The sequence below is a fragment of the Chloroflexota bacterium genome (assembly GCA_016197225.1).
Lineage (GTDB): Bacteria > Chloroflexota > Anaerolineae > Anaerolineales > VGOW01 > VGOW01.
In genome coordinates this window covers 69,111-89,838 of record JACPWC010000066.1, presented here as the reverse complement: position 1 = coordinate 89,838, position 20,728 = coordinate 69,111, and the positions used below count along the sequence as shown (strand labels likewise).

Annotated in this window: 18 protein-coding genes; 14 read left to right on the top strand and 4 right to left on the bottom strand. The window is 59.0% G+C overall.

Going from position 1 to position 20,728, the window contains the following annotated elements; all coding sequences use genetic code 11:
• Positions 1–13: 13 nt before the first annotated feature.
• From HYZ49_12450 to HYZ49_12440, 3 genes are all read right to left on the bottom strand, one after another.
• On the bottom strand, positions 14–2,869 hold the full coding sequence (locus HYZ49_12450) for a CHAT domain-containing protein (GenBank protein MBI3243095.1): 2,856 nt from the start codon (positions 2,867–2,869) through the stop codon (positions 14–16).
• Positions 2,870–2,878: 9 nt separating this feature from the next.
• Positions 2,879–3,616 (bottom strand): hypothetical protein, encoded by a 738-nt coding sequence (locus HYZ49_12445; protein ID MBI3243094.1) that lies wholly within the window; start codon positions 3,614–3,616, stop codon positions 2,879–2,881.
• A gap of 117 nt (positions 3,617–3,733) precedes the next feature.
• Positions 3,734–4,414 carry a sigma-70 family RNA polymerase sigma factor gene (locus HYZ49_12440; GenBank protein MBI3243093.1) on the bottom strand — a complete coding sequence of 227 codons (681 nt, stop codon included), beginning with the start codon at positions 4,412–4,414 and terminating at the stop codon, positions 3,734–3,736.
• A 345-nt stretch (positions 4,415–4,759) separates the two neighbouring features.
• On the opposite strand from HYZ49_12440, the gene acnA reads away from it, so the two are divergent.
• The 14 genes from acnA (at position 4,760) to HYZ49_12370 (ending at position 19,014) form a co-directional block, all read left to right on the top strand.
• Positions 4,760–7,498, top strand: coding sequence for an aconitate hydratase AcnA (gene acnA, locus HYZ49_12435; protein MBI3243092.1), 2,739 nt, complete (start codon positions 4,760–4,762; stop codon positions 7,496–7,498).
• 58 nt (positions 7,499–7,556) lie between these two features.
• Positions 7,557–7,772 carry a nucleotidyltransferase domain-containing protein gene (locus HYZ49_12430; GenBank protein MBI3243091.1) on the top strand — a complete coding sequence of 72 codons (216 nt, stop codon included), beginning with the start codon at positions 7,557–7,559 and terminating at the stop codon, positions 7,770–7,772.
• Positions 7,773–7,776: 4 nt separating this feature from the next.
• Positions 7,777–10,233: a tetratricopeptide repeat protein gene (locus tag HYZ49_12425; protein ID MBI3243090.1), complete on the top strand. Its 2,457-nt coding sequence runs from the start codon at positions 7,777–7,779 to the stop codon at positions 10,231–10,233.
• 125 nt (positions 10,234–10,358) lie between these two features.
• The gene (locus tag HYZ49_12420) at positions 10,359–10,799 is read left to right on the top strand and encodes a nuclear transport factor 2 family protein (GenBank protein ID MBI3243089.1); all 441 of its coding nucleotides are present in this window, start codon (positions 10,359–10,361) and stop codon (positions 10,797–10,799) included.
• A 161-nt stretch (positions 10,800–10,960) separates the two neighbouring features.
• A complete protein-coding gene (locus HYZ49_12415; GenBank protein ID MBI3243088.1) occupies positions 10,961–11,245 on the top strand; it encodes an antibiotic biosynthesis monooxygenase in 285 nt (94 codons plus the stop codon).
• Positions 11,246–11,768: 523 nt separating this feature from the next.
• Positions 11,769–12,239 carry a cupin domain-containing protein gene (locus HYZ49_12410; GenBank protein ID MBI3243087.1) on the top strand — a complete coding sequence of 157 codons (471 nt, stop codon included), beginning with the start codon at positions 11,769–11,771 and terminating at the stop codon, positions 12,237–12,239.
• Positions 12,240–12,486: 247 nt separating this feature from the next.
• Positions 12,487–12,828, top strand: a complete 342-nt coding sequence (locus HYZ49_12405) for a winged helix-turn-helix transcriptional regulator (protein MBI3243086.1) — start codon at positions 12,487–12,489, stop codon at positions 12,826–12,828.
• 48 nt (positions 12,829–12,876) lie between these two features.
• Positions 12,877–13,791 (top strand): hypothetical protein, encoded by a 915-nt coding sequence (locus tag HYZ49_12400; GenBank protein MBI3243085.1) that lies wholly within the window; start codon positions 12,877–12,879, stop codon positions 13,789–13,791.
• Between the two features lie 67 nt (positions 13,792–13,858).
• Positions 13,859–14,404: a YeeE/YedE family protein gene (locus tag HYZ49_12395; GenBank protein ID MBI3243084.1), complete on the top strand. Its 546-nt coding sequence runs from the start codon at positions 13,859–13,861 to the stop codon at positions 14,402–14,404.
• An 80-nt stretch (positions 14,405–14,484) separates the two neighbouring features.
• The gene (locus tag HYZ49_12390) at positions 14,485–14,766 is read left to right on the top strand and encodes a YeeE/YedE family protein (GenBank protein MBI3243083.1); all 282 of its coding nucleotides are present in this window, start codon (positions 14,485–14,487) and stop codon (positions 14,764–14,766) included.
• 81 nt (positions 14,767–14,847) lie between these two features.
• Positions 14,848–15,042, top strand: coding sequence for a hypothetical protein (locus HYZ49_12385; GenBank protein ID MBI3243082.1), 195 nt, complete (start codon positions 14,848–14,850; stop codon positions 15,040–15,042).
• A 95-nt stretch (positions 15,043–15,137) separates the two neighbouring features.
• Positions 15,138–17,306: a molybdopterin-dependent oxidoreductase gene (locus tag HYZ49_12380; GenBank protein ID MBI3243081.1), complete on the top strand. Its 2,169-nt coding sequence runs from the start codon at positions 15,138–15,140 to the stop codon at positions 17,304–17,306.
• A 91-nt stretch (positions 17,307–17,397) separates the two neighbouring features.
• Positions 17,398–18,141 carry a 4Fe-4S dicluster domain-containing protein gene (locus HYZ49_12375; GenBank protein ID MBI3243080.1) on the top strand — a complete coding sequence of 248 codons (744 nt, stop codon included), beginning with the start codon at positions 17,398–17,400 and terminating at the stop codon, positions 18,139–18,141.
• A gap of 75 nt (positions 18,142–18,216) precedes the next feature.
• Positions 18,217–19,014 (top strand): cytochrome b/b6 domain-containing protein, encoded by a 798-nt coding sequence (locus tag HYZ49_12370; protein MBI3243079.1) that lies wholly within the window; start codon positions 18,217–18,219, stop codon positions 19,012–19,014.
• Positions 19,015–19,163: 149 nt separating this feature from the next.
• Here the strand turns inward: HYZ49_12370 and HYZ49_12365 are convergent, their stop codons facing one another.
• Positions 19,164–20,372 carry an acyl-CoA dehydrogenase family protein gene (locus HYZ49_12365; GenBank protein MBI3243078.1) on the bottom strand — a complete coding sequence of 403 codons (1,209 nt, stop codon included), beginning with the start codon at positions 20,370–20,372 and terminating at the stop codon, positions 19,164–19,166.
• Between the last annotated feature and the right edge of the window lie 356 nt (positions 20,373–20,728).

The window sequence follows — 20,728 nt, the reverse complement described above, 5'->3', positions numbered from 1 at the left end:
TGGGGAGCAATTATTAAACAGGCCCTGAGAGGGCGCTGTCGTCACCGATCAGCTGAAAAGCTCCCCAGTAGGCGGGATGAAGATTCCGGTTCTCAGACAGAATGGAGGTCTGCGTGTAACGGAGCGAAGCGGACTTGGTTTCACCCCTGCTCAAAGCGCCATACATCCGCTTCATGAGATCGGTAGTCGAGTGATCCGCCACGCCCCACAGGCTGATGATCAACGCCCCCGCCCCAGCGTACAGAAAGCCGCGCCCCAAGCCGATCAATTCCTCGTCTGTGGCCACGTTCGCTCGGCCCGTTTCACAGGCGCTCAACGTGACTAACTCGTAACTCAAATCCTGCTGCAACACGTCGTCGGCGTAGAGTTGTCCATCCGCAAGTTGAAGGTAGGACAAGTCCGGCTGATCGAGGCGATGCTCTCCGTGCGCGGCGATGTGCAAAATTTGCGTCGGCGTCGTCTGCAGGGCTGATCGATTGGCGGCCTCCTCGGCGCACAACCGGCCCCCAAACAGCCGCTGTACAATTTGCGCTTCGGTCTGAGTGTGAGGCAACCGGCCATCCCATGAGTGCGCGAGGATCAGCGCGCCCGGAGGGCGTCTCGGGCCGGGCCGGGTTGCCAGCCCGGCCGCAGGCAGAGTGATGACCTCGTAGCGTTCAATCAGATGCGCTGAGCCATCGTACAGCAAATGAAACGGAAGGAAGTGCAGTGCGCCATACGGCACGATCACCAATCGCCGCTGGTTATACTGCCGCAACGCCAGTGGCTCGATGAGCAGAGCGTACAACCGTTGCAAGATGCGCCGCGCGAGATGGGTGAGGTTGCCGGCCATTGGAGCCTGCGGATCAACCTTGAGTGCGGCGGCCAGGTTGGCTTGAAGTTGGCGGATCAATTGATTCAAGGCCTCGGTTGTCAACGGCAAACGATGCGCCTCGACAGTCTGCCGGTCGAGAATGAACGCCCAAAGGTGCGCCCCATCGTTGTAATACTCGATCAGCAGGGTCTCTTCGTCTATAGTCTGCTGAATCTCTTTAAGTGACATGGCGGGAGCGTGGTTGTTTGCCCGCTGGCCGCCGCTGTGCAGATATAACTGCTCGGTGATGGCGCGCATCCGTCGCTCGCGCCCCGCGACTTCGGCCAGGGCTTGCTCGGTCCGGATGGCGCTTGAGTGCTCGGTACCTCCGGGTGAGTCGTGCGCCAGCCGATAGAACCATTGGTGCTCGGCCCGCAAGCGATCCAATTCCTCGATGAGCGCCCGGTTGCGGACATCGTCCTGCGCCCAATGCAGATGATCGCGATTCATCAAGTAGCCTAACCACACTTGCGATTTGGCCTGCTCTAAAGTTTCGAAGGCGTTCCCGGCATCGCCGGCTCGCAGGCGCAACGCGATCAGCGCCTGCAGGGCTTCTCCCTTGTCTTCCAGAAAGCCGGGGCGGAGCGTAATCGTCAAGCCACGTTGCACGCGCTCTATAGTCGCGGCGGCCGCCCGATAACGGCGGATAGCGTGTATGCTTTCATGTCGGGCTTCGGCAATTTGTCCAAGCAAAAGATGGGCGGCATAGCGCAAGGAGGGGACGTTATATTTCTGGGCGATGTGTAATGCTTTCGTCCCTGCCGTGTCGGCTGCCCTAAAGTCGCTCAATGCGAATAGAGCCTGACCTTGCAGAAGAGTCGCCGTTGCGTCCTTGACCTGTTGCCCATCCGCTTGGAAGCAAACCGCCGCCGCCAGCGCTTCCTGGCAGGCGCTCGTGGCATCGCCTTGTTTGAGTGCCATCCGGCCACGCCAGAGGCGAATCGTTGCAATCCAAGTTGTTGCACCCAGGGAAGTAAAAATTGGCTCGGCTTCGGCCAGCGCCGCTTGAGCGGCGGTGAAGTTACCTAACGCTGCTTCAGCCGTCGCCAAACGCAAAAGAGTTAAGGCAAGTTCATAGGCGGCGTTAAACATTCGGAAATCCCTGATCACCTGCCGGGCGAGGTCGCGGGCTTCAGCATAACGATTGAGCGATAGGTAACACTCAACCACGTGGTGCTTGGTCATTGCCACTTCGAAAGGGGATTCGACCGTTACTTTTTCCAAAGCTCCGTGCAGTAAAGTGAGGGCGCGCAGGTAATAGCCTTGTGCCTGAGCGATTTCAGCAATACTCGCCTCGATGCGGGCGATACTTAGAGTTTGATTGCGAGCGATTGCCAATTCTCGCGCTCGCTCGTAATACATCAGGGCTTGATGGAAATCACCCAACGCGTTGTAGGTTAAGCCAATATTCTCATATAGAGGACTAATATGCGGCTGGCCCGCCTCGCCCAGAGATTCAGCCATCGCCAGAGCCGCAACAAACAACTCGAGCGCGCGATGCTGTTCGCCCAGATAGTTATAGACAAGAGCCGTCTGCCAATCCAACCGCAGAAGTCTATCGCGCTCGCCGTGACGGGTGAAGATAGCGCGAGCCTGTTCGGCATCGGCAAGAGTTGTAGGGATGCAGTTAAGTTTGGGACCGAGATACAGACGGCCAACCCGGGTGCGCGCCCAACCGACCTCATCGCCAGTCTCTAGGAACATGACTCCCGCTTGTTCATAGAGACTCCAGGCTTCCTCCATATTACCCAACGACGCGAGGCAATCGCCTTTGGACATCGTCCCCAACGCGATTTGGCCCGTGTCATTTCGAGCGCGCCCAATTGCAATGATGCGCTCGGCGTAATCGAGCGAGCGGATCGAGTCAATATACCAATACCGTTCGAATTCCTTTTTGAGGCGCTCAACGACTTCTCTTGCAATGTCATCGGGCAGAGGTGTCGAGAGTATCTCAGGCGGGATGTCGTTCCCAAGCCATAACTCCACGGCGGCGTCCACATCCAATACAGCGTTCATAGCGCCCTGTCACACAGCAATATCAATCGTTGGAATTTGCACAGTGATACCGTCAGATGAGATGATCTTTATTTCGGTTGATGCGGGAAGAATTCCTGCACAATGAAAAGCCCCTAAATCGTCCACCGTTGTCGTCATTTGCAACGCGCCACCCTGGCTCAGTTCAACCACAGCGCCTGTCCATTGATCCTGATCCTCTGCGGCAATCTGGCCCAGAATGGTCACGCGCCCCCCGGTGGCCGGTTGAACATCCAGCACGATGAGGAGGCCGTCGGCCTCCAGCGTAATCGGCCCGTGGTTGGCACCGCGAACGGCGACAAAGGCCGGTGCGAACGCCGGTTCCCCAGATGGCCGGCCTCTCTGTTCCCCACCGACCAGCCGAGCGACGAGCACCTTGACCCGCCCCAGCAAACCCGGCTCGGCAACCGGTTCCAGATCGCTCAAGTAGTTCTTCAACTGGACAAGTTCACGGGCGCAATGAGGGCATTCGCGCAGGTGTTGGGCCACGGCCATTGTCTTAGCCGAGGCGAGCAGGCCAAGATGATACTCGCCCAATTCAATCGGCGAGGGGCAGGTGAAGCGGTACAATCGAGCCGTCAAGCGATCCTGCAAACGGGCCAGTTGGCGGGCTTTGTCGCGGCAGTACAAACACCGCTCCAGGTGAGTGGCCACCTCATGTTCAGCTACGCCATCCACATAAGTCAGTAGTTGCCTGTCATCCAGCTCCGGCGGGGATACACAGTTCATAGATGCCTTTCGTCAGTTGTCCGCAAAGCGCCGCCCCGGCTCGACACAACTACGCAGTGGCAGAAACCGCCACGTCTTTGGCTTCCTAAACACCATAAACGAAAAAACGCCCGTTTTTCAATCACGTTCGTCAAGGAATTTGTTGAACTCGGGGTCGCGGCGCAGGCGGGCCATGATGTTCTGTTTGATGCGGTACACTTCCTCGACGTCAATGAACACGGCTCGAAACTGTTCGTAAAGCTCTCGAGGTTTGAGGGCCAGCACAAAGGAGCCATATACCACCTGACGCTCCTTCTCGTCATGCAGTCGCGCATTGATCCAGTCCCAAAATCTCTGCCGATACGCCCGGTCAAACACCCAATCTTCAACAGTCGGGCCTTGAGCTTTTTCCTCAGCCGGCGAGTCCTCGGCCAACGCGTACAGGTTGGCCTGGTTACGCGCCCGGTTGTGATCCACGATGGCGCTGTGGACGCACAGCTTCAAATAGTGCAACAAGGCCCCAAGGTCCGAGAAACGTTCGAACTTCTCCGGCGTCAGGGCGACCCATATCTTCTCGAAGGCGCGATTAACGAAGTACTGGGCCTCTTCGCCGCTGGTCGCAAACCCTCGTTGGTGCTTCACCCATCCGATCACCAGCGTTTGATACTGGACGTGGATCGCCTCCCAGGCGAGCTGATCTTCTTCCAGGATCGCCCGCTGGAACAGTTCGAAGCAATACTGAGGATCGTAAGCCTGGCCGTGGAAAAAGCGCTCCGTCTCCTGGGCGCAGTGGTCAACAAGCTCCGCCAGAGTCAGCATCAGATATTAGCCTTAAGGGGCGCGGCGAGATCGGGCAGAATCAAAACGCCAACCTTGAGCAGAGCAACACAGATTGTGCTCGAAGGTTGGCGTCGGCAAATACAAAATAGGAGCCAGCCGCTTCCGGCTGTCTCTGTTGGGTGGCCAGTTGGGGTCCATGCACTCTCCCAATTTGCAGGGCTGGGCCTGATTAAATTTTAGCGCTACGATGCACAGGTAATTTACCCTATTTTGGCAGAATATCAAGCCTCATTTTTGCTTTTCAGCCGTGCCCGGTCACGGATGTTATAATGTTGCCATCCAAACTCTAGGGCCCCTGTGTGGCTCGACGAAAGGATGTCTCCCATGACACAAAAATTGAATAACTCGTTCGGCGCGCGCGCGAAGTCAGGTGATTACTACATTTATCGCCTCGACCATCTCGCCAAATCTGGAGTTGCGCCCAGTCTTGATCGCCTCCCGTTCTCGATCAAGATTCTGCTCGAAGCCGTTTTGAGAAATTGCGACGGCTACCTTGTTTCGGAAGAGGACGTGAGGCGGCTTGCCAAATGGGAAGCCGCCAACCCCGGAGGCGGCGAACTCCCCTTCCTACCCGCCCGCGTGGTGATGCAGGACTTCACCGGCGTGCCGTGCGTCGTTGACCTGGCCGCCATGCGTGACGCGGTGAAGCGCCTCGGCGGCGACCCGAAGAAGATCAATCCGCTGGTGCCGGTTGATCTCGTCATTGACCACTCGGTGCAGGTGGACTACTTCGGCACCGAACTGGCCCTCGTCCGTAACGCCCAGCTTGAGTTTGAGCGCAACGGCGAGCGCTACGAATTTCTGCGCTGGGGCGCGAAGGCGTTCGACAACTTCCGTGTCGTTCCGCCGGCCACCGGCATTGTGCATCAGGTGAATCTTGAATACCTCGCTCAGGGAATCCTCAGTAAGCCGGAAGCCGACGGCAAGGTAATGTTTCCCGACACGCTGGTGGGCACCGACTCACACACCACGATGATCAACGGCCTGGGCGTGCTGGGCTGGGGTGTGGGCGGCATCGAGGCCGAGGCGGTGATGCTCGGCCAGCCGTTGTACATGGTCACGCCGCAAGTGATTGGCTTCAAACTCTATGGCGAATTGCGCGACGGCGTGACCGCCACCGACCTGACTCTCACCGTCACTCAAATGCTCCGCAAGAAGGGCGCGGTGGACAAGTTTGTGGAGTTTTACGGCACGGGCCTTTCGTCCATGTCCCTGCCCGACCGGGCGACGATTGCCAACATGGCCCCCGAATACGGCGCGACCTGCGGCTTCTTCCCCACCGACGACGAGACTCTGCGCTACTTGCGCCGCACCGGGCGCGGGGCTTCGGCTGATCTGCTCGAACGCTATGCCAAAGAACAGGGCCTGTTCCGAACTGACGCCACTCCCGATCCTGTCTTCACCGACGCGCTCGAACTAAACCTGGCCGACGTTGAGCCGAGTCTGGCCGGCCCCAAACGCCCACAGGATCGCGTGCCAATGAAGGAGTTGAAGACAGCGTTCCGCAAGTCGCTGACTGCGCCTGTGAAGGAACGAGGGTATGGGCTGGATGAAGCCGCCACTGCAAAGACGGCTGAGGTGAAGGACAATGGCCATTCGGCTACTATCGGACACGGGGCCGTCATCATCGCCGCCATCACCTCTTGCACCAACACCAGCAATCCGAGCGTCATGCTGGGAGCCGGGTTGGTGGCGAAGAAGGCGGTGGAGGCAGGGTTGGCGGTCAAACCGTATGTGAAAACGAGTCTTGCGCCCGGATCGAAAGTCGTCACCGAGTATCTCACCAAGTCCGGCACGTTGTCTTATCTCGAAAAGCTCGGCTTCAATGTGGCCGCTTATGGTTGCACGACCTGCATCGGCAACAGCGGCCCACTGCCCGAAGCGGTGGCGAAGGCGGTGACCGAGGGCAACCTGGTGGCGAGCGCCGTGATCTCTGGCAACCGCAACTTTGAGGGCCGGGTTCATCCGCAAGTGAAGGCGAACTTCCTGGCCTCGCCGCCGCTGGTGGTGGCCTATGCGCTGGCAGGCACGACCGATATTGACTTGACCAATGAACCGCTCGGCACGGGCAAAGATGGCAAGCCGGTTTTCCTCAAAGACATCTGGCCGACGCAAAAAGAGATTGCCGACACGATTGCGGCCTCTATTGACCCGGAGATGTTCAGCCGCTCGTATGGCAACGCCTTCGACGGCAACCCCGATTGGAACGCCATCCCGGTGAGCGGCGGCGAACTGTACGGCTGGAGCGAAGCTTCTACTTATATTCAAAACCCGCCCTTCTTCGCCAGTCTCACGCCCGACCTCAAACCGCTAACCGAGATCAAGAGCGCGCGCGTGCTGGGCGTGTTCGGCGACAGCATCACCACCGACCACATTTCGCCCGCCGGCAACATCGCCAAAGACTCGCCGGCAGGCAAATATCTGATCGAGCGCGGCGTGCAACCGAAGGACTTCAACCAGTATGGCACGCGGCGCGGCAATGACCGGGTGATGACGCGCGGGACGTTCGCCAACATCCGCATCAAGAATTTGATGATAGGCGGCGAGGAGGGCGGCAACACCTTGCACTTCGGTAAACCTTACATGGGCGCAACCGGCCCGCTGACCCAGCCCGGCGAGAAGATGACGATTTACGAGGCCGCCATGCGCTACAAGGCTGAAGGCACGCCATTAATTGTAATTGCCGGCAAGGAATACGGAACCGGCTCCAGCCGCGACTGGGCGGCCAAAGGCACGCTCCTGCTCGGCGTGAAGGCGGTGATTGCCGAGTCGTTCGAGCGCATCCATCGCAGTAACCTGGTCGGCATGGGCATCCTGCCGCTCGTGTTCAAGGACGGACAGAACGCCGAAAGCCTCGGCCTGACCGGCCACGAGAAGTACGACGTCCTCGGCATCTCGAACGAGATCAAACCGCGTCAGGAGTTGACGGTGAAGGCGGCGAAACAGGATGGCAAGGTGGTCGAGTTCAAGGCCATCGCCCGTCTCGACACGCCGGTAGATGTAGACTACTACAGGAACGGCGGGATTTTGCAGACGGTGTTGAGGGGGTTGATGAGGCAGTAGAACAACGGATCGCCCGAATTACGCGGATCGATCCGTCGAATTCGGGGAATCCGTTGTTATGAAAGACGACGTGCCGACTCGATTGAGTCGGCACGCTTTCTTTTGCGGCAGGCCACACATTGAACTACAATACCTGCCCATGAGCCAGCCAGTGCAACGCCCACTCTACCTCACCCAAGCCGCCGACAAACTCGCCGCCGCGCTCGGCGAGAACCTGCTCGGCGTGGTGCTCTACGGCTCGCATGCGCGCGGCGAGGCGCGGGAAGACATTTGAATCCATGACAGCTCCCCGGCCCGCCCTTCCCACGCCGCCCACTTCCCTCATTGGCCGAGAGCAAGACGTTGCCGCCATTAGGCAACAGCTTGGGCGGGCGGAGGCGCGCTTGCTCACTCTCGTCGGGCCGCCCGGCGTGGGCAAGACGCGGCTGGCCCTGCAGGTGGCGGCGGAACTGAGCGAGTCGTTCCCCGACGGGGCGCACTTTGTGGCCCTGGCCGCGTTGAGCGATCCGGGACTGGTGGCCGCCACCATCGCCAAATCGCTCGGCCTGACCGACGTGAACGCCGAGTCGCCGGACGGCCAACTGCTCACGTTCCTGCGCGACAAACAGTTATTGTTGGTGCTCGACAACTTCGAGCAGGTGATGCCTGCCGCGCCCTTCGTGGCCGAACTGTTGAGCGCCGCGCCGTCGGTCAAGGTTCTCGTCACCAGTCGCGCCGTCTTGCGCCTGTCGGGTGAGCGCGAGTTCCCGGTGCCGCCGCTGGCCCTGCCCGATCTCATTCAACTTCCGCCGCTCGACGCCCTGGCCCGCACCCCGGCGGTGGCGCTCTTTGTGGAACGGGCGCAAGCCGCCCGGCCCGACTTTCAACTCACCGCCGCCAACGCCGCCACCTCCGCTCAAATTTGCCATCGCCTCGACGGCATCCCCTTAGCCATCGAACTAGCCGCCGCGCGCAGTAAGCTTCTCACGCCGCAAGCCCTGCTCGCGCGCCTGTCGAATCGATTCGACCTGCTCACCCACGGCCCACGTGATCTGCCGCAACGCCACCAGACTCTGCGAAACGCCGTCGAGTGGAGTTACGACCTCTTGCCCCAAAACGAGCAACGGCTATTCCGGCGGCTGTCCGTCTTTGTGGGCAGTTGGACGATGGAAGCCGCCGAGGCGGTGTGGGTGGACGAGCCGTTGGTGTTTGACCGGCTGGCCGTTCTGCTCGACCATAGCCTGGTTCGTCAGACTGAGTCGCCGGACAGTGAGCAACGCTTCACCATGCTGGAGATGATTCGCGAGTACGCGCTGGAACGCCTGAACGCCAGCGGCGAGGCCGAAACGATTCGCGGACAGCACGCCGACTACTATCTTGAACTGTTGGAGACCGCGCCAGTGGAAGCCTGGACGGCGCAAAACGCGGTCTGGCTTCGCCGCCTGGAGGCCGAGCACGACAACTTGCGCGCGGCTCTGACCTGGAGCCGCGACACGGGCGACGGCGAACTGGAACTGCGGCTGGCCGGGACGCTGGCCGGATTCTGGCAGAGGCGGGGATACCTGAGCGAGGGGCGCAGTTGGCTGGAGGGCGCGCTGGCGCGGAACATATCACCCAACAAAGCGCGAGCGCGAGCCTTGCGCGGCGCGGGCGTGCTGGTCCGCTTGCAGGGCGACTTCGCCCTGGCCCGCGTCCGGCTCGAAGAGTCGGTGGCCCTGTGGCGGCAGTTGCAGGATCGCGCCGGACTGGCCAGCGCCCTGTGCTACCTGGTCACGGCCACCAAACCCCAACGAGATTTGAAAGCCTCACGCGCCTGGCTGGAGGAAGCGCTGGCGCTCTGGCGCGAGCTTGGCGACAAAGGGGGGCTGGCCTTCGCCTTGTTCCTCCTCGGCGACCTGACCAGCGCCGAGAATAATTTCGACAAGGCGCGAGAGTTTCAAGAAGAGAGCCTGTCGCTCTACCGCGCAATCGGCGACAAGGACGGCGTCGCGATGGTGCTCAACAACATGGGCGAGGCCGTGCGCTACCAGAGCGATTATGCACGCGCGGCGAAGTTCTACGACGAAAGCCTGGCCCTCTATCGCGAACTAGACAACCCTTGGCGCATCGGCGAAGTGCTCCACAATCTCGGCCACGTGGCCCACCATCAGGGCGACCTTTGGCAGTCTATTGTCTACTTCAAAGAAAGCCTGAGGCTCTTTCGCGAGTTGAGTTACAAAGTGGGCATCGCCGTATGCCTCACCGGCCTGGCCGGTCTGGCCGAGAAACTCAACCAACTTGAATCGGCGGCGCAACTGATTGGCATCTCGGATGCGCTGTGTGAACTGGCCGGAGTCAACCGGGCCAGCAATCCGGCAGATTACGCCGAGTACGACGACGCGCTGACTCGCCTGCGCGCCCGGCTGGGCAAGGACGTTTTTGAGACGGCCCGAACCGAAGGCCGCCGACTGACCGTTGAACAAGCCGCCGCCCTGTCCGACGAAGCCACTCGGACGGTTGAGCCGCCTCAAACACCCTCAACCGCCTCTCACCCCCAACCCTCTCTCGCCGACCTCACCGAACGCGAAGTGGAAGTGTTGCGCCTCATCGCGCAAGGCCTCACCTACGCCCAAATCGCCGAGAAGCTCGTCGTCAGCCCGCGCACGGTAGACGCCCACCTGCGCTCGATCTACAGCAAGCTCGGCGTCAAGTCACGCCACGAAGCGGCCCGGGTAGCAGTTGAGTGCGGTCTAATCTCCAATTCTCCATTCCCCTAGGGAATCCCTCTTCACCTCACAACTCGAAATAGGGAACTGAATCGGGTTTGCTCCCGATGCGTTCCGGCCTTCAATCGCATAAAATGTAATCAACAACACGTTTGAACGATCTCTGGAGGCCGCTTATGCCAAACCGCAACCCTGCCAACCTACCCGCTGTCATCGAACGACTGCGCCGGGCCTGGAATGCCCACGACATGGATGCCCTGGCCGCCTGTCTGCACACCGATTACGAAAGTATTCACCCTCTGCACCCGGAGCGTAACTTACAGGGGCGCGAGTCTGCCGCGCGCAGTTGGGCCGCGACGTTCGAGGCTGTGCCTGACGTGGAAGCTGAATTGCTGCGCTGGGCCGTGGCCGAGGACGGAGTATGGACTGAATGGTGGTGGAGTGGTTCGCACGTAAATGGTAACAGTTTCAACGCTGGCGGCGTGATGGTCTTCCGGCTGGCCCAGGACCGCATTACAGGGGCGCGGGTGTATACCGAGATCGTGCCCACCAGCGGCCCGGATTGGGGCGCGGTGCTGGAAAGCGCCGTGAGCAATGTTGCGGCAGCGAGTGCATAGCGCGTCACGGCGGCTCACCAAAACCGGCAACTATTTGTAAAGGAGGTGTCAATGATTCGAGTTATTCCCGTTTTTTCTAGTTCGGCAAGCCCGATTTCCCCCGGGCTACTCAAGAGACGCGCAATTAACGCACTCACCCACAGAAAGGAAACTTGTTAACAATGACTACCATGTTTGTTCGCCACAAGGTCAATGATTACGGCCAATGGAAGCGCGCCTACGATGAGGTTGCGTCGGTGCGCAAGGCAAAAGGCGTCACAGCCGCCAGTGTCCATCGCGACGCGAAGGACCCGAACACCATCATCATCACACACCAATTTCAGAACCTGGACGCGGCAATGGCGTTTGCCAACTCTGAGGATTTGAAGTCGGCCATGATGAAGGCGGGGGTGAGCGGCCCGCCGGAATTCTGGTTCAGCGAGGATATTGAACGCACTCCGTACTGATCTGCTGGGATATGGGGGGACGGAAAGCTGGCTATGATTGACGTGCGGGACATCGTGGACTCAGCCTTTGCAGTGCTCACTGGCAGCGGTCACGAAGGCAAAAGCTATATCCTGACCGGCCCGGAAGCGATTTCGTTCCACGATATCGCGAACACGTTTTCGAAAGTTCTGGGCAAGGACGTCAAGTATGTTGGCGTCCCGTTCGAGGCGGTGCTGAACTCCATGTTAAGTATGGGGTTTCCGGAGTGGAATGCTAGAGGTTATGGCGAACTGGATTGGATGAGGGATTCAGCAAGGGTTTTGCGAACCGTGCCACCGACAACGTGGCGACACTCACAGGTCATCCGGCACGATCTATCGAACAGTTTGCCCGCGACTTCGCCCAGGTGTTTGGCGGCGGCTAAGTGTGATCAATCCTGTGTTGGGCGCTCGTGTCTTTCACCACAGCGTGGGCAACACGCACACAGGTAATGGTCCAATGCGGATGGTTCTGTTACCGGCAACTTCGAAAAGGAGATGAAAAATGACGACGAACCAATACAAAGTTTTAGCCACAGGAGAGGGCTTGAAACTCCAATCAGGCCCTGGCCGGGATCTCATTTTCAAGGTCACCGGCGAGGATACTGGCGGGGCGTTCGATTATTTTGTAGTCGAGGTCGCGCCGAAAGGCGGCCCGCCTCTGCACGTTCACTACAAGCAGGAGGAAACGATCCATGTTCTGAAAGGCCGGTACAAAATCAAGATTGGCGACGAGATTTTCTACTGCCAGGAAGGCGGCTTTGCCTATCTTCCCTCGAAAGTCCCCCACGCCTTCCTCAACCTGACGAATGAGCCGGGCGAGATCATTGTGGTCTATACCCCGGGTGGCGGACACAAGTTTTATGAAGAGTTTGGGCCGGTCTCGCGAAATGGCCCGCCAGACCCAAAGGTGATCGGAGCGCTCTTTGCGAAATATGACATGTCTCTACTTGGGCCGCCGTTAAGCCCTGATTGAGATTGAGGCCACCCTCAGTATAGACGACGCGCCGACTCAATCGAGTCGGCGCGTTTGTTTATGCCCGGTTCCCTCATCCCTGTTCAACCTTATCCTCTTTGTCTAATCGTGAATAATATCACAAATGGTGACACTCTTCACATGTACATTACTTACTTTGTCACTGCCTTCCCCTGTCTAACCGGAGTATCTTCTGAGCAGTCAAGCTTATGCGGCTATGCGTATAAGCGGCTCAGAGGATATGCCGATGAATAAGACCCTCGAAACTGAAGTCAATCAACTCCACGCCGAGATTTGCGCCGGGCTGGCCGACCCCAAGCGAATTCTCATCCTCTACGAATTGGCCGCCGGGCCGCGCCACGTGACCGACCTGGCCGAGAGCCTGAACCTGAGTCAGCCGCTAGTCTCGCGGCATCTCAAAACTCTGCGGGAGCGCGGCATGGTCATCGCCACCCGCATCGGTCCCACTGTCGAATACCGCATTGCCGATATGCGTCTCATCCAGGCGCTCGATTTACTGCGGGCTGTTCTGCACGACGGGCTGACCCACCGGGCCAGCCTGGTTGAGAAAGCTTACGAAGCAACGTAGACCCTAAGGGTTTTTAAAGAAACCCTTAGGGTCTGAGCGAGGAGAAGTATGTCGTCTCGAACCTTCCGTCTCTTTATCCCTCTCATCGGCGCCATCTTCATCAGCTTTGCCATCTGGCTGTTCTGGGTGGATCAGGCCAACGCCCAGTGCGGCTCGCAGGCCTCGTCGTGCAAGAATTGCCACGAGGTGCAGGGGCAACTGTCGGTGAACAATGATGGCACGGGCTGGCACCAGTCGCACGCCTTCGGCGACTTTTGCGCCAACTGCCACGCCGGCAACGTGCAGGCCACCGAAGCCGACGCCGCCCACACCGGCATGGTCGCCCCTCTCTCGGATTTGAACGCCAACTGCGCCGCCTGCCACCCCAGCGATCTGGCCGATCGCGGGCAAGTATACGCCAGCATTCTCGGCGTGACGCTGGACGCCGGCGGCACGAACCCGCCTGCCGCTTCCGGCGGCGACTCATCTGCCCCCGCCGCCGACTCCGGTCAACCGTCAGCAAATCCCCCGGCTTCGCCCATCGTCGTCAACGACGCCGAAGTGATTGATTACGCGCAACGCTACGAGCAAACGGCGAACGGCGCTTTGAATGTGAACTGGGGCAACGTGATTGTGGGCGCGATGATCGTGTTAGTGCTGGCTAGCGGCGGATCGTTTGTGTACTTCAATGAACGGAAACTGCGCGGCGGGGTGGCCGTCACCAAGCCTAAAGCCGCCACTGACATGGCGGCCTCCACCAACCCCGCCGATTATCTGCCGGAAGTCGTTGCCCTTCTGCCGCAAATCGCCAAATTAAATCCGGTCGGCATCCACGCTCTCAAACGACTGTTGGAGGCCACCGATCCGGACGACGCATCCGAGTTATTGCACAGCCTCTCTCGCCTCGACCCGGAGTTGGTGCATCGCATCCGCAACTTGGATCGCGACTCGCGGGCGTTGTTGATGGGGCTGGCCAGAGATTGAGACGTAGGGCGTATTGCGTAGTGCGTAAACGGAATACGGAATACGAAATACGGATCTGGAGAATTCTATGAACAAACTCGTTGAATATTTCCGCAAAGAAGAGTGGTCGCCCTACGTGGCGGGCGCACTGCTCGGCGTGGTCGGGGTGCTGACCGTGGCTTTGAGCAACAGCTTGCTGGGCGCGTCCGGGGCGTTTGAGAACATCGCCGGAATGATCGGCAAGGCGGTTGCCCCTGATCTCTTCAACAACATGTACTTCAACTTCGTCATGCCGCCCGGCATCACCTGGGGCGTGATCCTGCTCGTCGGCGTGTTCTTCGGCGGGATGCTTGGCGCTTGGTCGAGCGGCACGCTCAAGTGGGGCAAGAAGGACAGCACCAATTCCGACGCGCAATGGAAGCGCATCTTCGGGCCGCAAACGTGGAAGCGCTGGGCGCTGGCCTTCGTCGGCGCAATCATTTTGGAATACGGCGCGGGCATTGCCGGCGGTTGCACCAGCGGCCTGGCGATTTCCGGCGGCATGTTGCTGGCGCCTGCCGCCTACATCTTCATCGCCGGGATGTTCGCCTCCGGCATCATCACGGCGCTGATTGTTTATCGAGGGAGATATTGATCCGCAGATTTCGCAGATTTCCGCAGATAAAAACAATCTGTGTCAATCTGTGTAAATCTGCGGATGAATAAGGAGCTGTTATGACCAACTACATTCTCGCTTTAGTGCTCGGCGCCTTTTTCGGCCTCTCGCTCAACAAGGCCGGGCTGACCAAGTACACCAAGATCGTGAACGTCTTTCGTTTCACCGACCTGGCCGTGCTCAAGTTCATGATGACGGCCCTGGTCGTCTCCATGATCGGCTTGTACGTTTTGCGCGGCGTCGGACTGATCACCTTCCCCAGTGTGCCAGCGACGTACATCGTGGGCAACGTGGTCGGCGGGCTGATCTTCGGCGTGGGCATGGCCCTCACCGGATACTGACCAGGCACTTGCGCCGCCGGTGGCGGCGAAGGCAAACTCGACTACATCGTTCCCGGTTTTCTCGGCTTCCTGACAGGCGCAGTGATCTACGGCCTGACCTATCAACAAGTGTTTCCGCAAATCTCGGCCCTCGCTAAACTTGGCAATGTGGTGATGCCCGACCTATGGAATTTGAACCCGTATCTGTTCATCGTCCTGTTCGCGCTCATCACCGTGCTCCTGTTCTATCTCATTGATCGCGCCGGGCTGTTCCGCAAGGACAAACTCGCCAAGTAACTCATGATCACCACGAAGTCACAAAGGCGCGAAGTTACACAAAGTTTTCTTCGTGATCCTTTGGGCCTTAGCGTCTTCGTGGTGAGAAATTGATTATGACTAATATCTCTCGCCGTAACTTTCTAAAAATCTCCGGGGCCGCCGCCGGGGCGGTGATGTTGGGCCACTTCCTGCCCCCGCCCGTGGCCGAGGCCGCCCGCCTGGCCGGGCAAATTGACGCCGACGGCGACGGCTATATCCCGACCCTGTGCGAGATGTGCGTGTGGCGGTGCGGCGTGCGGGCCAAAATTGCCAAAGGCAAAGTTGTCAAACTCGAAGGCAACCCGGATCAGCCGCACTCACAGGGCCGCCTTTGCGCGCGCGGCCAGTCGGGCCTGATGACGACCTACGACCCTGACCGCGTGTTGTATCCGCTGGTGCGCGTCGGCCAACGCGGCGAGGGCAAGTTCCGCCGCGCCTCGTGGGACGAGGCGCTCGACATCGTCGCCACGAAGATGCAGGAGATCAAAGACAAGTACGGCCCGGAGGCGATGATCTTCTCGTCCACCCACAACCTCTCGCAAGTCGGCTTTGAGAATCTGCTCAACGGCTTCGGCTCACCCAACTATGGCACTCAACGCAGTCTGTGCTTCAACGCCATGATCGTCGCCAACCTGATGACGTATGGCATGGAAGAACCGGCGCGAGATTACAGCCAGCTCAAGTATCTGATCCTCACCGGGCGTAACTTAACAGAGGCGATTTCCACTTCCGAGACCGCCGCCTTCGTGGACGCCGTCGCGCGCGGGGTGAAGGTGATCTACATTGACCCGCGATACACAAAAACGGCGGCCAAATCTACTGAATGGCTTCCGATCAAACCGGGAACCGATCTCGCCTTTCATCTTGCCCTGCTCAACGTCATCATCGGCGAGAAACTCTACAACGAAAAGTTTGTCGAAGAGCACACAGTCGGTTTCGACGAGTTGGCCGCCGAAGTGGCGCAGTACACGCCGGAGTGGGCGGCGGCCCTCACCGAGATTCCGGCGGACATGATCCGCTGCATCGCCCGCGAGTTCAGCGAAGCCGCGCCTTACGCGCTGGCTCACAACGGTTGGCGCACGTCCAACTTCGTCAACTCTTTTCAAACGCAGCGCGCGATTACGATTTTGAACGCCATCACCGGCAACTGGGGCGTGACGTTGTTGCCTGCCGCCGGCGAAGGCGGGGGCGGGTTGGGCAAGCCGCCTCAGCCGCCCTATCCTCGAATCTCGGCCCTGCGCCTCGACGGCGTCCCCTGGAAATATCCGTTTGTGCCGCTCAAGCTGGGTGTCTTTCAACAGTTGCGCGACTCGATCCTCGAAGGCAAACCGTATCAGGCGCGTGGCTGGTTCATCTCGCGGCAGAACCCGGTGCAGTCCTTGCCCGATCGCAATCGCACCCTCGAAGCGTTGGGCAAGATGGACTTCATCGTCACCGTTGACGTGATCCTCAACGACACTTCGTGGTTCGCCGACGTGGTTCTGCCCGAAGCTTCGTACCTCGAACGCTACGATCCGCTTCTGCCGGTTGGCAATCGCATCTTCCTGCGCCAGCCCGTCGTCGAGCCGCAGGGCGAAGCTAAATCGGCGCTGTGGATCTTCAAGCAACTTGGCGAGCGGCTCGGCTTGAGCGACTTCTTCCAATACGAGGACGAAGAAGACTACCTCCGCCAGCAACTTATGCCGCTGGGCGTGACGTTGGAAGAGATCAAGACTCACGGCTTCATCGAACTGCCGAAGAAAGAAGGCGGCCTGGAATACAAGTGGAATACGCCGAGTGGCAAGATCGAGCTGAAGTCTTCGACGCTGGAAGGGGCCGGGTACACCGCCATTCCTAAGTGGGAAGCGCCGCCGGCCGCGCCCGATGGCCAGTTCCACCTGCTCACCGGCAAAGTCGGCCAGCACACCCAGATGAGCACCCAGAACAATCAATATCTGCACAAGTATCAGGACGAGCCGCGCTTGTGGATGAACGCCCAATCTGCCGAGAAGTTGGGTTTGAAGGATTGGGACCTGGTGGAAGTGACGAGCGAGGTAGGAAGTGTGAAATTGGCTTTGCAGGTCACTCAGGCCATCCGCCCCGACTCGGTTTATATGACTCCCGGCTTCGGCAAACTCTCCAAAGGGTTGACGACGGCTTACGGCGTCGGGGCCAGCGACTCGGTTTTGCACGTCACCTACACCGACCCCGTCAGCGGCGGCCAGGCCCTTAGCCAGACGTGTGTGACGGTGAAAAAGGCTTAGAGATGACAAATGACAAATGACGAATGGCAAATGACAAATGACGAATGACGAATGCTTTCGTCCTCCGTCCTTCGTCAAACGACAAACGACTATGGCTCAGAAAAAGTGTTACGGTTTTGTGATTGACGTCTCCCGCTGTATTGATTGCCGGGCTTGCCTGGTGGCATGCAGTGCCGAGAACAAGGTGGGCATGAAGTACACCCGAATCTGGGTGCGCGATTTAGGCGTGAAGGGCGAGTACCCGAACCTGGAGCGGACGTTTGTGCCCTACAACTGTATGCACTGCGAGAACCCGCCCTGCACCCAGGTGTGCGTGAGCGGCGCAACGTACAAAGATAAAGAGACGGGGTTGGTGCTGGTGGATCAGGAAGCTTGCATTGGCTGTGGATTCTGTGTGGACGCCTGCCCTTACAACGCCCGCTACCTCGATCGCGAGCGCGGCGTGGTGGACAAGTGCACCGGCTGTATCCAGCGTTTGCAGGTGGGCCAGCAACCGGCCTGCGTGACCACGTGCGTGGGCAAGGCCCGCCTGTTCGGCGATTTCAACGACCCGGCCTCTGAAGTCTCGGTTGCCCTGAAGAATGCCAGGGCGATCCAGCGGCTGGACTACGAATTGGCCGACGGCACGCACACCGAGCCGAACATCTACTTCATCAACGGCGACGTGATGGATCCGCAGGTACAGCCGCACGAACCCACCTATTCACTTGCCGAAACGTCATGGAAGAGCCTGCTCATCCCGGCGGTGCTGGCCGGCATCGGCGCCTCGTTCCTGGGCCAGGCCACCTTCTTCACCAAGCAGTTGGTGGAGGGTGAGAAAGAGTTTGAAGAGTAATGTGTATTGCGTATTTCGTATTGCGTAAGGACAGCACGGAATACGCAATACGAAATACGGTACGGAGTATTATCAATGTCAGCCAAGTCAATCCCTCTCGCCGAGCGCAAACGCCTGCGAACGAAAATGATCAAGAAGCACCAACTGGCGAACATTCTCACCCACTGGTTCAACGTGGGCATGTGGCTGATGCTCCTGCCGACCGGCATTGCCATCATCTCCTCGCCGCGCCTGGGCCTCAGCCCGGATTGGGTGCAGGAGCTTTTCCGCAACGTCTTCGGCGGCACGGCCAATCTCATCCGCTTCCATTACACCGTCGGCCTCATCTGGGCTGTCGTCCTGGCATTCAACATCCTCGTCGGCTTCCGGAAGTATTTTGTCCCTTTCAGCAAAGAACGGCTGTTGTTGAGCAAGGATGATATTGAGTGGCTAATGGTCAAGCCGCCTCAAATGCTGGGCTTTATGAAAGACAAACCTCTGCCGCCGCAGGACGCTTACAATGCTGGGCAGAAGCTGTACATGTACGTCGTCATTCTCGGCACGCTGGGCATCATCGCCAGCGGCCTAGTGATGACCTTCCACACCGTCTTCCCGCCATTCCTCAAACAGTGGGCGCAACCGGTGCACTGGGTCTCGGTCTTCTCCATCGTCGCCGGGTTGATCATTCACGTTTACATGGGCGCCGTCTTTCCCGAAGAGAAAGAAGCATTCTTCTCGATGTTCAGCGGCAAGGTGTCGGCGTGGTACGCGCGAGCGCATCACGAGAAATGGTATTGGGAAAAGGTGAAGGAAGAGTTGGAGTGGGAAGACAAGGTGACGGCTGAGGTGGAGTCGGCGGCCAAACCGGCGGAGGTGGCTCAGGCCGGGGATTAGCGTGTTGGAACCAGCGCTCGTTCGCTGTGTCCTCTCTCTTGGGTGCGCTGGCAACGTTCGACGAGGCTCAACAGATCGCTGAGACTAAACTGTATCAAGTAAAAATCCCCGGCCACGATGGCCGGGGATTTTGGTTCTCGCAGACTACATCAAAGCCGCCAGGCGTTCTCGTCGTATTTAGGCAATTCGCAACGCAGTTCGCCATCCTTGCGGTAGCCCAGCGCGTAGCCGGCCTGCATGAGTTGGTGAATCTCGCTCGTGCCTTCGTAGATGATCGCCCCGCGTGAGTTGCGAAGGTAACGCTCCACGTCGTACTCGTCGCTATACCCGTAAGCTCCATGCACCTGAATGGCTTCGTGGGCCGCTTCAAATGATTGATCGGTGGCGAACCACTTGAGCAGGGAAGTCTCTTGGGTGTTGCGAAGGCCCATGTTCTTCATCCAACCCACTTTCAAGTATATCAACCGGCCAAATTCGTAGTCGCGCACCATCCGGGCGATCTTTTGCTGAATGAGTTGGTGTTTGCCAATTTCCCTGCCGAAGGTCTTGCGCTCGTTGGCATACTTGACGCTCGCTTCCAGCGAGGCCCGGATGAGGCCGACCGCGCCGGAACCGACGGTGTAACGGCCATTGTCGAGACACGACATGGCGATTTTGAATCCCTCGCCCTCCTCGCCCAGCCGGTTGGCGACCGGCACGCGCACGTCCTGGCAATTCACCCAGCCGGTGGAGCCGGCTCGCACCCCCAGCTTGCCGTGAATGTCGCCCCGCGTGATTCCCGGCCGGTCGGTTTCGATGATGAACGCCGAAAGTTGATCGTGCGGGTCGGGCCGTTCCGGATTCGTCCGCGCCACCCAGAGGATATGATGGGCTTTGGAGGCGAGTGAAATCCACATCTTCTCGCCGTTGATAACGTAGTCGTCGCCGTCGCGTTTGGCCGTCGAGGCCATGTTGACCACGTCACTGCCCACCCCCGGCTCGGTGAGGCCGAACATGGCGTACTTCTTCCCTTCAGCCTGTGGCTTCAGGAATTTCATCTTTTGCTCTTCAGTGCCCCACTGCAACAGGGCCAGGCTATTCAACCCCATATGCACCGACATGATGACGCGCAGGTGGGTGTCCATCGCTTCAAGCTCTTCACACACCAGGCCGAGCGTAATATAGTCGAAGCCCTGGCCGCCGTATTTGACCGGGAGGCAGATGCCCAGGATGCCCAAGTCGGCCAGGCGCGGCAGGATGCTGGGGTGCAGTGTTTGTTGGCGGTCGGCGTCTTTGATGATGGGTTTGACTTCCTTCTGGCAAAACTCCCGCACCATCTTTTGTACCATCAAATGTTCTTCAGAAAGCGTAAAATCCATTATGAGTTCCTTTCCTCATTGTGTATCCGAAAGACCCTTAGGGTTTCCGAAACCCTAAGGGTCTTTCGGATAGGCTCTAAGTTGACACAGGGCTTTGTTGTTCGTGAAGCGCAAGAGCGGCTTCGATTACCGATCCCGGCACTCTTATTTCTTTGGACAGGCAGAGCCAATTGTACCTCCCCTGTCGCGCAAGCCATCGTCGCTCTGTTGAAGGCCACGAAGCGCAGTGCATCTTTGGCGTTCCTGGCGACGCTCCCCTCATTTTACGACGCTTTGCGCGAACTCGTCACCTATTGGCAACCCCCTCAAACACGCCGAGCGCGCGAATGAAGTCATCGCCAACGCCGTGATACTGT